The 13,917-nt window shown below is 59.6% G+C and carries 18 protein-coding genes and 1 tRNA gene; 13 read left to right on the top strand and 6 right to left on the bottom strand.

Going from position 1 to position 13,917, the window contains the following annotated elements; genetic code table 11:
- Nucleotides 1-66: 66 nt before the first annotated feature.
- Entirely contained in the window at nt 67-561 is a 495-nt protein-coding gene (locus IEW66_RS05560; protein ID WP_188680985.1) for an acyl-CoA thioesterase, read from the top strand.
- Here IEW66_RS05560 and IEW66_RS05555 read toward each other — a convergent pair whose 3' ends face one another.
- Nucleotides 562-1,020: a GtrA family protein gene (locus IEW66_RS05555; RefSeq protein ID WP_188680983.1), complete on the bottom strand. Its 459-nt coding sequence runs from the start codon at nt 1,018-1,020 to the stop codon at nt 562-564.
- Nucleotides 1,021-1,100: 80 nt separating this feature from the next.
- On the opposite strand from IEW66_RS05555, the gene rpiA reads away from it, so the two are divergent.
- Nucleotides 1,101-1,781, top strand: a complete 681-nt coding sequence (rpiA, locus tag IEW66_RS05550) for a ribose-5-phosphate isomerase RpiA (protein WP_188680981.1) — start codon at nt 1,101-1,103, stop codon at nt 1,779-1,781.
- On the opposite strand, the gene IEW66_RS05545 is transcribed toward rpiA, so the two are convergent.
- The 3 genes from IEW66_RS05545 to IEW66_RS05535 all read right to left on the bottom strand — a co-directional run bounded on the left by IEW66_RS05545 (nt 1,782) and on the right by IEW66_RS05535 (nt 2,794).
- Nucleotides 1,782-2,138, bottom strand: a complete 357-nt coding sequence (locus IEW66_RS05545; RefSeq protein ID WP_188680979.1) for a MarR family transcriptional regulator — start codon at nt 2,136-2,138, stop codon at nt 1,782-1,784.
- Between the two features lie 82 nt (nt 2,139-2,220).
- Nucleotides 2,221-2,478: a UPF0147 family protein gene (locus IEW66_RS05540; RefSeq protein WP_075056866.1), complete on the bottom strand. Its 258-nt coding sequence runs from the start codon at nt 2,476-2,478 to the stop codon at nt 2,221-2,223.
- 4 nt (nt 2,479-2,482) lie between these two features.
- Nucleotides 2,483-2,794: an Lrp/AsnC family transcriptional regulator gene (locus tag IEW66_RS05535; RefSeq protein WP_188680977.1), complete on the bottom strand. Its 312-nt coding sequence runs from the start codon at nt 2,792-2,794 to the stop codon at nt 2,483-2,485.
- Between the two features lie 188 nt (nt 2,795-2,982).
- On the opposite strand from IEW66_RS05535, the gene IEW66_RS05530 reads away from it, so the two are divergent.
- From IEW66_RS05530 to IEW66_RS05485, 10 genes are all read left to right on the top strand, one after another.
- Nucleotides 2,983-3,636 carry a precorrin-2 dehydrogenase/sirohydrochlorin ferrochelatase family protein gene (locus IEW66_RS05530; protein WP_188680974.1) on the top strand — a complete coding sequence of 218 codons (654 nt, stop codon included), beginning with the start codon at nt 2,983-2,985 and terminating at the stop codon, nt 3,634-3,636.
- Nucleotides 3,633-4,385, top strand: coding sequence for a uroporphyrinogen-III C-methyltransferase (cobA, locus tag IEW66_RS05525; RefSeq protein WP_188680973.1), 753 nt, complete (start codon nt 3,633-3,635; stop codon nt 4,383-4,385). The genes IEW66_RS05530 and cobA overlap by 4 nt, the downstream gene beginning before the upstream one ends.
- A complete protein-coding gene (locus IEW66_RS05520) occupies nt 4,369-5,151 on the top strand; it encodes a precorrin-8X methylmutase (protein WP_188680970.1) in 783 nt (260 codons plus the stop codon). Before cobA ends, IEW66_RS05520 begins: the two co-directional genes overlap by 17 nt.
- A complete protein-coding gene (gene cobJ / locus IEW66_RS05515; RefSeq protein WP_188680968.1) occupies nt 5,148-5,897 on the top strand; it encodes a precorrin-3B C(17)-methyltransferase in 750 nt (249 codons plus the stop codon). The genes IEW66_RS05520 and cobJ overlap by 4 nt, the downstream gene beginning before the upstream one ends.
- Nucleotides 5,898-6,974 (top strand): cobalt-precorrin-5B (C(1))-methyltransferase CbiD, encoded by a 1,077-nt coding sequence (cbiD, locus tag IEW66_RS05510; RefSeq protein WP_188680966.1) that lies wholly within the window; start codon nt 5,898-5,900, stop codon nt 6,972-6,974. It begins immediately after the preceding gene.
- 8 nt (nt 6,975-6,982) lie between these two features.
- On the top strand, nt 6,983-7,576 hold the full coding sequence (gene cbiT, locus IEW66_RS05505; protein ID WP_188681252.1) for a precorrin-6Y C5,15-methyltransferase (decarboxylating) subunit CbiT: 594 nt from the start codon (nt 6,983-6,985) through the stop codon (nt 7,574-7,576).
- The gene (cobI, locus tag IEW66_RS05500) at nt 7,573-8,289 is read left to right on the top strand and encodes a precorrin-2 C(20)-methyltransferase (protein ID WP_188680964.1); all 717 of its coding nucleotides are present in this window, start codon (nt 7,573-7,575) and stop codon (nt 8,287-8,289) included. The genes cbiT and cobI overlap by 4 nt, the downstream gene beginning before the upstream one ends.
- Nucleotides 8,286-9,101, top strand: a complete 816-nt coding sequence (cobM, locus tag IEW66_RS05495) for a precorrin-4 C(11)-methyltransferase (RefSeq protein WP_188680963.1) — start codon at nt 8,286-8,288, stop codon at nt 9,099-9,101. Before cobI ends, cobM begins: the two co-directional genes overlap by 4 nt.
- Complete coding sequence (gene cbiE, locus IEW66_RS05490; protein ID WP_188680961.1) at nt 9,055-10,788, top strand: precorrin-6y C5,15-methyltransferase (decarboxylating) subunit CbiE; 1,734 nt, start codon at nt 9,055-9,057, stop codon at nt 10,786-10,788. The genes cobM and cbiE overlap by 47 nt, the downstream gene beginning before the upstream one ends.
- Nucleotides 10,789-10,808: 20 nt before the next feature.
- A tRNA-Tyr gene (locus IEW66_RS05485) sits at nt 10,809-10,910 on the top strand.
- 296 nt (nt 10,911-11,206) lie between these two features.
- Here IEW66_RS05485 and IEW66_RS05480 read toward each other — a convergent pair.
- Nucleotides 11,207-11,968, bottom strand: coding sequence for a tRNA (adenine-N1)-methyltransferase (locus IEW66_RS05480; protein ID WP_188680959.1), 762 nt, complete (start codon nt 11,966-11,968; stop codon nt 11,207-11,209).
- Nucleotides 11,955-13,238 (bottom strand): DUF4147 domain-containing protein, encoded by a 1,284-nt coding sequence (locus IEW66_RS05475; RefSeq protein WP_188680957.1) that lies wholly within the window; start codon nt 13,236-13,238, stop codon nt 11,955-11,957. Before IEW66_RS05475 ends, IEW66_RS05480 begins: the two co-directional genes overlap by 14 nt.
- A gap of 51 nt (nt 13,239-13,289) precedes the next feature.
- On the opposite strand from IEW66_RS05475, the gene IEW66_RS05470 reads away from it, so the two are divergent.
- Complete coding sequence (locus IEW66_RS05470; protein ID WP_188680956.1) at nt 13,290-13,916, top strand: DUF1028 domain-containing protein; 627 nt, start codon at nt 13,290-13,292, stop codon at nt 13,914-13,916.
- Nucleotide 13,917: the final 1 nt, after the last annotated feature.

Here is a 13,917-nt window from a genome sequence, read left to right as displayed (position 1 = left end):
ACGCCTGCCGATCCGGGTGCATTTGTGCCTGCGAACCTATTTAATCGGTGCCACCATCAAGGTTTGATGGAGCAGAAGTCATGGAGGGAATCGTACACAGAACTCCAGAGGCTTGTCCTGCCGGCTGACACTAACATCTACAACGCCCTCTACGGTGGCAGGCTGGTCGAATGGATTGACAACGTGGCGTCCATAGTGGCCACGAAGCACTCCAGGAGGCGCGCTGTCACAGGGAGCATAGACTCTCTCTTCTTCCTCTCCCCCATACACCTTGGGGACATCGTGATAATGAGCGGCAGGCTCAACTACGTCACCAGGACTACAATGGAGATACAGGTTGACGTCTACAGCGAGGAGGGCCTCACAGGCGTCAGGAGGTTCACAACAACCGCGTTCCTCACATACGTGGCCATAGACCAGGACGGGAGGCCCACACCCGTTCCAGGGCTGCTCATTGAGGACGAAGAGACAAAGAGGAGGTTCGAGGAGGGGGCGAAGAGGAGCGAGGCCAGGCTCGCCCAGCTCTCCAGGGTCAGGGAGAGCCACAAGAACGAGATATGATCACTCCCTGGTCACGTCTATGCCCCACACCACCCTCATCTGGAAATAATAGTTCACAGGGAAGGAGAAAAAGGAACCGATGAAGTTTCCGATCAGGGGGTCAAGGTGGAAGAACCTGAACAGTGCCAGCTGGGTGCCTATTGATACGGAGTTGCCGAGGACGTTGAGTGCCTCGAACTTCATCATCCTCACAAGTTTTCCCCTTAACCTGCCAGTGTGCAGGCCTGAGTGGAGAGTTGTCCAGTGCTCGTTTATTAGGAATTCAGTTGCTATGCCGGTGAAGTAAGCGAGGACGTCTATGGGGACCAGCATGCCTGTACCCAGTTCGGCAACGAGTGAGCCTGTGATGCCCTCTATGACCAGGAACCCGATGAAGCCTGAGAGCGAGTACTTCCCGGCCCTGACCACGTTCCTCCTCACTAGGTCAAGTATCCTGTCCCTTACACCCGCCCCAGGCATGCAATGGGATATTTCATGGGTGAATATCACTGTGTCTGGCCCACGCAACCCATAATTACCCTTTCCACATTAAAGGGCAGATGCAGGACCTCGAAGCGGAAAAGATGAACGCTGCCAAAGAGGCAGCAAAGGCCGTGCGTTCCGGCATGACCATAGGCATCGGCTCCGGCTCGACGGTGAACCACTTCATCAGGGCACTGGGGGAGAGGGTGAAGGAGGAGGGGCTCTCGGTCACGTGTGTAGTCAGCTCCAGCCAGTCGAGGAGGCTGGCGGAGGAGAACGGGCTCAGGGTGATAGAGGACATACCTGAGAAACTGGACATAGACTTCGACGGCGCCGATGAGGCTGACCTGAAGGGAAACCTCATCAAGGGGGGTGGCGGCGCCCTCACCAGGGAGAAGATAGTTGCGTACAACAGCAGGGAGCTCTGGGTCATGGTGGACAGCACGAAGATAAAGAGGGACTACCTTGGCAGGTTCCCGCTGCCAGTTGAGATACTGCCCTTCATGGTATCGAGGACGCTGAAGAACCTGGAGGAGGCTGGATGCTCCTGCTCACTGCGCGGTGGTGGTGCCTACAGGACGGACAACGGAAACGTGATAGCGGACTGCAGGTTCAAGAGGATAGACGACCCCGCTGCGCTTGAGAGGAGGCTCAAGATGGTGCCTGGGGTCGTGGAGGTGGGGATATTCACGTCCCTCACCTCCAGGATCATAGAGGGCACCGTTGATGGGGTGCAGGTCTACAGCATCCCGAAGTGATCAGGTCTGGAAGCTCCTCAGCTGGTTTATTGTGGCATTTATCTCATTTATCTTGTTCGTCTGCTCCTGTATTATCTCCTCGAGTATCTCGTTGAAGTCCTTGGAGAGCTTGTACCCGTGTATGGGCCTACCCTTCCCCTCCTTCTTCATGTTCCTCTTGTTTATCCAGCCCTTACGCCTCAGCCACTGCATGGCGATGGAAACCTCAGGTTGCCTGAGGCCCGTCTCCCTCTCTATCTCCACGCTGGTTATCTCACCCTTGTCCCTGATGTAGACCAGGGTGTATGCAACGCTGCGGGGAATATCCGAGGTCATGAGGTACTTCACAAGCCTCTCATCCTGCTCTGTAAGGGGCATAGTTACTGTATATTATAATTGTATATATATTTAATGTAAATCAATATAAAAGGTATATATAATTTTCTAAAAAGCGATACAATCAGCTCTTGGCAAGTGCCTCTAACTTGCTGATAATCGTGTACAGAGAGGCCCTGCCGTGAGCCGGGACGTTGGGGTCGTTGGCCATCTCATCCAGTATCGATACCGCAGTGGCACACCTCAGGTCAAGGCTCTCCTTCTCGTTGGTCAGCCTTGCCTTGGAATCGGTGGCGCTCTTCCTCACGTTCTTCGGCACGGAGGTGTCCTGCGAAAGCTCATCCAGCAGATACAGTATCTCCTCATACAGCTTCTGGTCCATCCTCTCACTCCTCCACTCTCTTACCCATCTCCTTCTTGATAGATATAACCATCATGGTCTTTGAGGACTTGATGCCGGGTATCTTAGTGAGCCTTCCCACCAGGAACTCCTGGAACTCGTTGAAGTCAGGGCACTTGACCTTGACAACGATGTCGTAGTCCCCGGTCACTATGAAGACGTCCTCCACGTAACCCTCCTTGGCGAGCTCCACAGATACGTTCTCGACCCTGCTCACATCCGTCTCGATGCCCACCAGCGCGGTGACTATCCTGTCGGTGTAAAGTTTGCTGATCTCCGCAGTAACCTCGGATATCAAAGGCCCACTCTCCTCCCACCACCGGGCCCGGTTTCAGGCTCTCCGCCACACCGTCGGCGCCGGCGATGTGGGGAGAATTTGATAATTAGATTTAACCTTACGGTTTTTATTCCATCTGGGACATTTTAGTTTTGCCAGCTTTAAGTTCACTTGAAAAATTTAAAGTATACTGAACGATATGGCATGCTATGATGGTTGACATCCCCCTGAGAGGGAGGCCCGTCCTCATTGCCGGCCACGGCAGGGAGGTAGACGAAAAGGTCCCCATGTTCCTGGAGGAGGGTGCGCTTGTGCACCTGGTGGGGCGGGCAGGGCATGTATCCGGCCTCGCTTCCCACTCGCCTGGCCTTGACCGTGATAGGGTCAGAGATACGGCCAGGGAGGTCATGCCGGTCATATCGTTCATTTCAACAGAGGACAGGGAGTTGAACCGCGCACTCGTGGAGGCATGCAGGCCCTTCAGCCAGATAGTATACGTGCCGGACGACATGTCGCTCAGCCACATATCACTGTGTGCCATAACAAGGGCTGGGCCCGTGAAGATCGCTGTGTCCACATCGGGAAAGAGCCCTGCCATGGCACACATAGTCAGGAGGAGGCTTGATGTGCTCGCCAGGAACGGCACGCTTGTCAGGCCAGGCGAGGCCAGTGCCGTTGAGGTCATTGGCGGGCTCAGGGAAAGGGTTAGGGGTGCCTTCAGTGAGGCAAGATCAAGAAAGGTCTTCATGTACAGGCTCCTTATGGACCCCACTTTCCAAAGCCTGTCCCTTGCCGGCGATGTGCAGGCCGCTGCAGCGAGGGCCAGTGTGCTGATGGAGGAAATGAGGTCAAGGTACAGATGAAAGGGAAGGTCTACCTTGTGGGTGCCGGCCCCGGTGACCCAGGGCTTCTCACCCTGAGGGCCGTTGAAGCCCTCAGGGAGTGCGACGTGATCCTGTACGACAGGCTCGTAGACCCAGCAGTACTCAGGTTTGCTGGCGCTTCAGCACAGGCCATCCCTGTGGGAAAGGAGGCAGGGCCGGGGAGCGGCGAGCTGCAGGCGCGTATAAACGAGATGATGCTCGCACACGCACTCAGCGGGAAGATGGTGTGCAGGCTCAAGGGCGGTGACCCCATGGTGTTCGCCCGGGGCTGGGAAGAGATCGCCTTTCTCAGGGAACACGGGGTGGAGGTTGAGGTCATACCTGGCGTCTCCTCCATAACCGCCTGCGCGTCTTCCGCGGTGATACCGCTGACGCACAGGGGACTCTCGTCGTCGGTAGCGGTGATCACAGCTGTGGACATGAACGGGAGGCTCCTCACCGACCTGATACTGAGGAACCTGGCCCTGAACGGGACGGTGGAGATACTGATGGGAGCAAGGAGGCTCCACGAGATATGCAGGGCCCTCCTGGAGGCCGGCACCGATTCGTCCCTGGCCGTTGCGGTTGTGGAGAAGGCTTCCACTCCGGAGGAGAGGGTTATCATGGGCACGCTCAGGGAGATATCGGAGCTGGACGGCTTCCAGAGCCCTGCCACGGTGATCATGGGCCCGACAGTGGGCCTTGCCATGAGGAGGGAGGAGGCGAGCAGGAGTGAGGGTTACCTCTGATGGCAACCTTGAGACGCTCATCCGCGAACTCATGAGGAGAGCCTCATTAAGAGGCCCTGAGTGCGCAGGTTACGATTTTGAGGTGCCGGAGAACGGTGGTGAGCCCGACCAGGCATACCTGGCTGAGGAAATCTCCATGCTTGTGAAAGCTGAACTACTGGCACACCGGAGGAAGGAGAGTGAAGGCGATATAATTGAGGCCAGCCTCAGGATCATTTCATGCATCTCCGGTGTGCGCCCGGACAGCCCGGAGAACCTCCTGCGCCTGAGGGCGGCACATGCCGTGGCGGACCCGTTCGTGGCGAGGATCATGAGGATGAGCGGCGACTTTGTTGAAAGGGCGGTGTCGGCAGTCAGGTCGGGCTGTGACATAGTGTTCGACAGTGCCATGGCCATGGCGGGCGTCTATTCCAGTGGGGTCCTGAAGAGGTGCAGGATGCACTGCTACGTCCATGAGCCTGAGGCAAGGGAGACCGCCGAGAGGGAGGGCATCACGAGGAGCGCGGCTGCGGTGAGGCTGGCTCTGGAAAGGCACCGGGGCGCGTTCTTTGTCATAGGCAACGCGCCCACTGCGCTCATGGAGCTCCTCCGGCACGGTGAAGCGAGCGATTCAGTTGTCATCGGCGTCCCCATAGGCTTCGTCGGTGCGGCCCAGGCGAAGGATGCACTGGCACGCTCCGGCCTCACCTACCTGACCGTGCCCGGCCACAGGGGCGGGAGCCCGATGGCCTCTTCCATACTCAACACCATAGGTGGTATGGCATGAAGGGAAAACTCTATGTTGTGGGTATAGGCCCCGGCGGGAGGGAGCAGATGACCCTGGAGGCCGTGAGGTGCATTGAGGAATCTGAGGTGATCGTGGGGTACCACCTGTACCTCAGGCTTATAGAGGGCATGCTTGCCGGGAAGACCGTGATCTCCGCCGGCATGACAGAGGAGATCGGTAGGGTGAGGGCGGCGCTTGAGATGGCGGAGGCCGGGTACACAGTTTCCCTGGTTTCCAGCGGCGATCCGGGCATCTATGGCCTTGCCGGGCTTGTCTTCCAGGTGGCAGGGGACTCGAACCTAGAGATCAGGGTGGTACCGGGTGTCAGCGCGCTCTCCTCATGCTCCGCAGTCCTTGGCGCGCCATTGATGAACGACTTCGTGTGCATAAGCCTGAGCGACATGCTGACGCCAATGGAGAAGATAGAGGAGAGGATCGAGGCGGCAGCCAGGGCAGACTTCGTTGTGGTTGTCTACAACCCAAAGGGCAGCCGGTTCGAGCACAACCTCGAGAGGTTCAGGGAGATAATGCTGCGCCACAGGCCACCCGATACGCCGGTGGGCATCGTGAGGAAGGCCTACAGGGAAGGCGAGGAGAGGGTGATAACCACGCTTGCGGACATGCTCTCCCATAGGATCGATATGGTAACCACGATAATTGTGGGCAACTCGAACACCTTCGTCTCCGGCGGGAGGATGGTCACACCCAGGGGGTACGAGAACAAGTACAGGATAGAGAGGGCGTAGATGAGGGATCCCCTTGCAAAGTTCGGGCTCACCACCGGCACCTGTGCCGCAGCAGCCTCCAAGGCAGCCACGCTGCTGCTGCAGGGCACGAGGGTGGAGAGGGTTGTCGTTCCGACACCAATAGGCCTGAGGGTAGAGGTGCCTGTGAATGGCCTCTCTGTGCTCCCCTCATGTTCCGCAGCAGCCTCGGTCAGGAAGTTCTCCGGCGACAACCCCGACACCCTCGACGGGAGGCTCATCGTTGCGGTGGCCAGGCCAGATGGCAGTGGTGGTGTCAGGGTGCGCGGGGGCAGGGGCGTGGGCATAGTCACTTCCCATGCCCTTCCCGTGCCACCGGGTGAGAGCGCCATAAACCCTGTGCCCAGGAGGATGATAGAGGAGGCAGTCCTGGAGGCCATGCCAGGCGGTGGTGTGGCCATAACGATCTTGGTGCCAGGCGGCGCAGAGGTTGCAAAGAAGACGCTGAACCCCAGGGTGGGGGTCGAGGGGGGCATCTCGGTCCTTGGCACAACGGGCATTGAGGAACCCGTGTCGAACGAGGCCTATTCTGGCCACATCAGGCGCATGGTGGTCTCGGCCCGCTGCGTGTCCGATACCCTGGTTGTATGTCCCGGGAACACGTCCGAGAAGATCGCGCGTGAAACGCTCGGCGTCCTGCCTGAGGCAGTCATAGTGACAGGGGACAGGGTGGACACAGCGCTCGACGAGGCCCAGAAAAGGGAGTTCAGCAGGGTCGTGATCCTGGGCATGCCAGGGAAGCTATCGAAGCTTGCCGCCGGGCTGTTCAACACACACAGCCGGCTCGGGGACGCCAGGATGGAGACCATAGCGGCGCTGGCTGCGGCCGCAGGCCTCCATGCAGAGGGGGTGAGATCCATCCTGGCCTGCAGGAACACCGAGGAGGCCTTCAGAATAGTCTCAGGGGCCGGCCTCGAAAGGGAGGTGGCAGGAATGCTGTGCAGGCGCATAAGGGAGAGGGTGAAGGAGAGGTACCCTGGAATAGGGGCTGTGGACGTCTACCTCCACTCCCCCCAGGGATCACTGATGGGTAGCAGCGCGGAGGAGGTGTTGCACTGATGCAGAACCTGGACTGGGTTGTTCCGGGCATACCGGACGAGATGTTCGAGAGGGTGGAGAAAATACCCATGACAAAGGAGGAGATCAGGGCCATCACGATCTCAAAGGCCAGGCTCAGGAGTGGCTGGAAGGTCCTGGATATAGGCTGTGGTTCAGGTAGCATCACGGTTGAGGCAGCCCGCCTGGTGGGCGATGGGGGCAAGGTGACAGGCGTGGACAGGTCACACGATGCGTGCCAGCTAACGCTCAGGAACCTGGAGCGCTTCGGCGTGTCTGCCAGGGCGGAGGTCGTGGAGGCTGATGCGGTGGACTACCTTTCCAGGGGAGAGAGGTTCAACGCGATCATTGTCGGCGGGGCCTCTGAAGAGATAGAGGAGGTGATCTCTCTGGCCAGGAGGTGCCTGCTCCCCGGCGGTACGCTGGTGCTGAACGCCATTATGCTCGAGACCTGCACCAGGGCTGTGGCCTCCATGAGGGCCTCTGGCTTCGAAGGCGTGGAGTGCACTGAGGTGATAGTGGCCAGGGGCATGTATGCGAGCCAGGGCACCGCGATGATAGCGAGGAACCCGGTCTTTGTCATATCATGCAGGGTGGGCGAATGAGGCTCACGGTCGTTGGCCTGGGCCCCGGTGCCCCTGACCTGATAACCCTGCGCGGCCTCAGGGCCCTGGAGTCCAGCGATGTCATATTCGTGCCTGAGACGAGCAGGACGGTGGCTGGCCTGGCAATGGGTGTTATAATGGGCCTTGGGGGAGGCCTGACATCGAAGGTGGTGAGGCTACCATTCCCCATGACGAGGGACGAGAGGAGGCTCGAGGAGGCGTGGGAGGCCAACTCCAGATCGATAGTGGAGGCCCTTGGGCAGGGCAAGAGGTGCTGCTACGCCGTGCTGGGCGACCCCATGCTCTACAGCACCTTCGGGCATATACAGAGGATCCTGGTGGACAGGTACGGGGTCGAGGTGGAGTTTGTGCCCGCCGTATCGTCCTTCACTGCCTGCCCTGCGAGGGCTGGCCTCGTCCTCGGAGAGGGCAAGGAGAGCATACTGATCACGTCCATAGAGAACCTGGGCCTTGTCAGGGACAATATGGAGAAGGTGGACACCTTCATCCTGATCAAGGGGCAGATCTCCTACAGGGAGACAGTGGAGGCCCTGAAGGAGTACGGTATAGGTGAAAGCGATACGCTCCTCTACGCCAGGAGGTGCGAGATGGAGAGCGAGAGGATAATCTGCTCAGAGGCGGGCACGTTCCCGGCAGAAGGGGCAGAGCAGGACTACTTTTCCATGCTGGTGGTAAGGAGGAACAGGAGATGACTGGTAACAAGGTCTACATAGTGGGTGCCGGCCCCGGAGACCCGGAGCTACTGACGGTGAAGGCCCACAGGTTGCTGGTCCAGGCCGACCTGGTAATATACGCAGGTTCACTGGTGAACCCCGAGATACTCAGGGTGTGCAGGCCGGATGCCGAGCTTGTGAACTCCGCGACCATGACTATGGAGGAGGTCATGAGCATGATAGAGAGGGCCTACCTGGAGGGCCGCAAGGTCGTCAGGCTCCACAGTGGGGACCCGCACATCTACGGTGCGATCAGGGAGCAGATGGACATGCTGAGGGAGAAGGGAATACCCTACGAGGTGGTGCCCGGCGTCAGCGTCCTGACCTCTGCGGCGGCCTCCCTGGGCACGGAGCTCACCCTTGAAGGTGTCTCACAGAGCATCCTGATCACCAGGGGAGGGCAGAGGATACCCCTGGACCCCAGGGAGGACATAAGGGCCCTGGCCCAGCACAGGAGCACCATGGTGATCTTCGCGGCCATACACATGATTGAGAGGGTTGTCAGGGACCTGGTGGAGGGTGGGTACAGCCCCGAAACACCTGTTGGCGTTGTCTACCACTCCACATGGCCTGACGAGCTCGTCATACGCGGCACGCTGCAGGACATAGTCAGGAAGGTCAAGGAGGCCAGGATATACAGGACTGCGCTCATCGTCGTGGGCGATGTGGTGGACCCGAAGAACTACAGGAGGTCGAAGCTCTACGACCCTGGATACACGCACTCCTTCAGGAGGGGGAACTCCGGTGCCAGCAGGGCAGAGGAGAGTGTTCCTGCTCAGCGTGACCCCTAACGGGGACAGGATGGCCGGGATCCTGGAGAACTCACTCCCACCACTGGGATACAGCGTTCAGGCCAGGCATTCAGGCAGCGGATCGAGTGTCAGGGACGCAATCGAGGAGGCCTTTGTCAGCTACGACGCCATAGTCCTCTTCATGGCAATAGGGGGTGCTGTCCGTTACATCTCCAGGTACACCGTGGACAAGCTCAGTGACCCCGCAGTGGTGTGCGTTGACGATTCCGGACGCTTCGCCGTTCCCGTGCTCTCGGGCCACTCGGCGAGTGCCAACGAACTGGCGGAGGACATAGCGGGGATACTGAACGCGACGCCAGTGATAACGACTGCAACGGACAGCCTCGGGAGGGAGAGCATTGAGGGCATCGCAGAGAGGCTTCTCTGCTCCATACCGGACAGGGAATCCATTATCAGGGCCAATGCGGAGATAGTTAGGGGCAGGCGTGTTGCCGTCAGGAACCCCAGCGGCCTCAGGCGGAAGAGGGTCGCTGCGTACTCAGGCAAGGTAGCGGGTGATTCCATAGAACTGGTCATTTCCAAAGAGAGGCCAGAAACGGGACACTGGCTCCTCCCGTACAGGATATCCATAGGTCTCGGCTACACCAGAGGGGCCACCGTGGCCGATGTTGAGGATGCCATAAGGGCCTTTCTGGAGGAACACGACCTCGGCGTAGAGGACATCGATGTCGTGACATCAGCGAAGGAGGACAGCGTTGCGGAAGAGGCATCGAAGTCCCTCGGCATAAGGTTCGAGAGGATCGGCATGGAAAGGGTGAAGGAGTTCGATGCGTCCAGGTTGAGCTCAACTTCGCACATGGCCCAGGAGGCCCTGGGCATCCCGGGCATGTCGGAGCCGTGTGCCCTCCTGGCCCTGGGCCCCACCTCCAGGATCCTCTTTCCGAAGGAATCGTTTCACTCGAAGGTGACAGTCGCGGCTGCGTTCGCACACAGGCCCTCCGGCCATGGGAAGGTCTACTTCATCGGTGTGGGGCCCTCGGGCCCGGAGTACCTGACGGAGGCCGCCAGGGTGGCCATAGCCCGGAGTGACGTTGTGGCCGGCTACTCCACTCCACTCTCGGTGGTTAAGCCACTCCTGCGCAACAAGTACGTGATAACGGTCAGGTGGAAGGAGCAGGCTACTTCGATAAGCGAGGTGAAGCGCCTCTTCAGGGAGGGGCACAAGATATCCTTCCTCTTCACAGGCGATTCCTGCTTCAGCGAAGGCGAGCTGATCTCCCGCTTCCTGGATGAGGTGGACAGATATGAGGTGATACCGGGCATCAGCTCGGTCCAGGTGGCCTCTGCAAAGTCCATGTTCCCCCTGGAGGTGTGCAGCGTTATCTCGTTCCACGTCACGGGGCCTCTGAACCAGAGGAAGGAGAGCCTGAGGTCTGTGCTTGAAAAAGGGGGCTGTGCCCTGGTCCTCCCCAGGCCCTACGACTTCATGCCGCGGGAGGTGTCCAGGTACCTGGTTGAGAGCGGGATCCCGCCTGACCTGCCTGTAAGGATAATGGAGAACCTCACAAGGGGAGACGAGAGGATCACGGATTGCACAATCGGCAGTGTCCCGGACAGGCAGTACAGCGACCTCTGCATCATGGCACTTGGCAGGAGCCCCCTGCCACTGGATTACATACTTTCCGGGTCAGGGCAGGAGCAGCCGGCAGACGTTAAAAATAAATAATATTTACCGATTAGGCACCACCCGGCTTAGCTCAGTTGGTAGAGCGGCGGACTGTAGAGGAATCTCCTTAATGGAATACCGCCGTAATCCGCAGGTCTCCGGTTCGAGTCCGGAAGCCGGGATCCCAATATTTTGTATCGGTGGTGTGGGCGGGGAGGCCCTGAAGCAGTTCAGGGATGCCATTGAATGGGGGCGCAAGCCGGTTCCATTGGGCGGGAATTGGCCTGTGGCGCGCCTGGTGGTAGGGAGCATGGTCGCGGGCCCGGTCCCCATGACGGTGTAGGGGGCAGTATGGCCATATCCACTCCCACTCCCTGTTGAGCGGTGTTACTGCGAGGTGCGGATTTCCCGTTTCTCCGCTGGCAGTGGTGCGTAGCCGGGTGATCGCCTTCCCCGCTTCCAGTGTCAATAGTGGGTATCAGAAACTCTGCAGCTCCATCCCGGAGAGCCTGATGTAGAAGGATATGAAGCCCGTGTGCCCTATGACGTTGTTGTCCGGCCTGGTGGAGCCTGGCCTAACGATGATGTTCTCCTTGCGCAGGGTGCATGATTCAACGAGCATGAGGTGCGTGTCCCTGCTGGCCTCAAGCGTCCTCTCCACCTGGTTGTACGTGGGGGAGTAACAGACAACCATGCCGCCTGGCCTGCACAGCTCGGATGCCCTCTCCAGGTAGTCCCATGGCTGCGGCAGGTCGAGGAAAACGGCATCGAAACCATCACCCCTCTGAACCGAGTGGATATCGGAGTTTACGAGTTCCCAGTTGTCTGCATCCGTGAAGCGTGAGGAGTTCGACCTGGCCAGGGATATGGCCTGTGCGTCCGTGTCTGCGCTAACGAGCCTCCCCGAGGGCCCTATTATTGAGAGGAGCACTGCGGAGAGTGCGCCAGAGCCCACGCCGCTCTCCAGGACGCGGGAGCCGCTCCTCACCCCCGCGCGGAGTGCCATGTAGGCCGCGTCCCAGGGCTGTATTATCTGGGCCTTCCTCGCCATGACTGCCGGCAGGTCGCATGGGTTCGGCCTCTCGGCCACGAACACATCCCCTCCGAGCCTCAGCGTGTCTCCGGGTGATGGGTCACTTGTGAAGAGTGCACTGAACCTCTGGCCACCCACGGTGGCATAGCCGTCCGAGAGGGTGCCCTTCCTCCTGTTGCCTATCAGGAAGAGTTCACCGCCTGCCATAGTAGCCCACCATTATGTCGGAAACGTTGTTGCCTGTCCTTCCGGTCACTATGGCACTGTCCCTGGACATTAGGAGCGTGCCGCTGTCGCTCCCTGCGAGGTACCGCTCCACCTCATCACGGCCCACCCTCTCCCTCAGCCAGTTATCCGATATCCCACCTGCTGCATCTGAACGGCCGTCGATGCCGTCCGTGCCGAAGCACGCCAGGAGGAAGTCCTCGTCATCACCCATCTCCTCCATGAACCTCAGGACGAGCTCCTGGGCCCTCCCTCCCCTGCCGTTTCCCCTCACCTGCACCGTTGTCTCGCCCCCGCACACAAACCAGAACGGTGATCCCCTGAGCGAGTAGGCCTGCCTCAGGGCCTGGGCGAGCCTGCGGGAAAATTCAGATACCTCTCCCCTGAGGTTGCTACCGAACGAGACGAAGTCCACGCGCCTGCTGGCCAGGTACCTTATGCCTGACTGCACGAAGTCTGAGTTGCTCAGCACGATCTGCTGCTCCACCCTTTCGAAGTACCTCGGGTCGCTCCTCTCACCCACCTGCTGCACCATGACCCCTGGGAGGCACCTCTCCCTGAACTTACGCAGAGCCTCCTCAACCCTCCTGGTGTCCCTAAGCATGGTGAGGGGCCCGCTGGCGATCACCGAGAGGTCATCGCCCATCACGTCAGAAACAACGAGACCGTGTACCCTTGCTGGGTAGAGCATGACAGCAAGGCCACCCGCCTTAACCCTGGACATCAGGGCCCTCACGGCGTTCAGTTCATATATGTCCCCACCCGCATCCATGACGCACCTGCTCACCTCCATGATCCTCTCAGCATCCAGGCCCTGGGCGGGCAGCTCGAACATGGCCGACCCTCCGCCTGAAATGAGTACGAGGACATCGTCGCCCTCGCCGAACGGGCCCAGGTGCTCAATGGAGAGCTGCGCTGCCTCCACTGATTTCTGCGACACGTCCGGGTGTGTTGCCGTGTAGACCTCCAGATCATGGCCCTCGACCCATATGTCCTCACCCTCTGGCACAACCACTGCCGCCCTGCTGTACTTCCCCCCGAGCGCCCTCCTTGCGCCCTCGAACATGGCCTGCGATGCCTTTCCGAAGGCCAGTACCTTTACGCTTTCGCCAAGTTTGAGACCCCTAACTGCGCCCTCCACCCTCAGGGCCGGGTCGTTCTCGGCTAGCATGCTCTCTATGAGGTCGAGGGCTTCCTTCCTCCTCTGCGTTTTCTCGATCCTATCCCTGTTCTTCACCACGGGTGGACGCATGCTCACATGAGCAGCATGCGTTAAAAGTAGTTATCCATTCACCATGGGCAAATGACATACTCTGTTGTTTCGTACGATCCGGAGAGGAAGGAGTGGGGAGTGGCCGTGGCATCGAGGTTCCTGTCCGTGGGCTCCGTTGTGCCGTGGGCCAGGGCAGGGAGGGGTGCGGTGGCAACGCAGGCGTTCGCCAACTACACCTACGGCCCGAGGGCACTGAAGTTGCTGGGCACCATGGGTGCAGCGGAGACGCTGAGGCTGCTCCTCTCATCCGACCCTGACAGGGAGAGGAGGCAGGTTGCCCTGGTGGACTGGAAGGGAGACGTGGCAGTGCACACCGGGAGCCAGTGCATGGAGTACGCCGGCCACATGACGGGAAGGAACTTCTCAGTCCAGGGCAACATACTGGCAGGCGAGAGCGTCCTGAAGGCAATGATGGAGGCCATGGAGAGGCAGGGGCCGCTGGAGGAGAGGCTGGTCAGTGCCCTGGAGGCAGCAGAGGCCAGCGGAGGGGATAGGAGGGGTAGGCAGAGCGCTGCCCTGCTGATCGTCTCGCTCACAAGGGAGTTCGAACCGGGCTCCTCCAAGTTCATGGACATAAGGGTGGAGGATTCCATGGAACCGGTCAAGGAGCTTGCCAGGCTCAGGGACCTCTGGCTCGATACCTTCTTCAGGGAGTGAT

Origin of the sequence: Thermogymnomonas acidicola (assembly GCF_014646795.1) — an archaeon.
GTDB lineage: Archaea > Thermoplasmatota > Thermoplasmata > Thermoplasmatales > Thermoplasmataceae > Thermogymnomonas > Thermogymnomonas acidicola.
The sequence above is the reverse complement of the archived record's forward strand: the minus strand, read 5'-3'. Positions and strand labels throughout refer to the sequence as shown.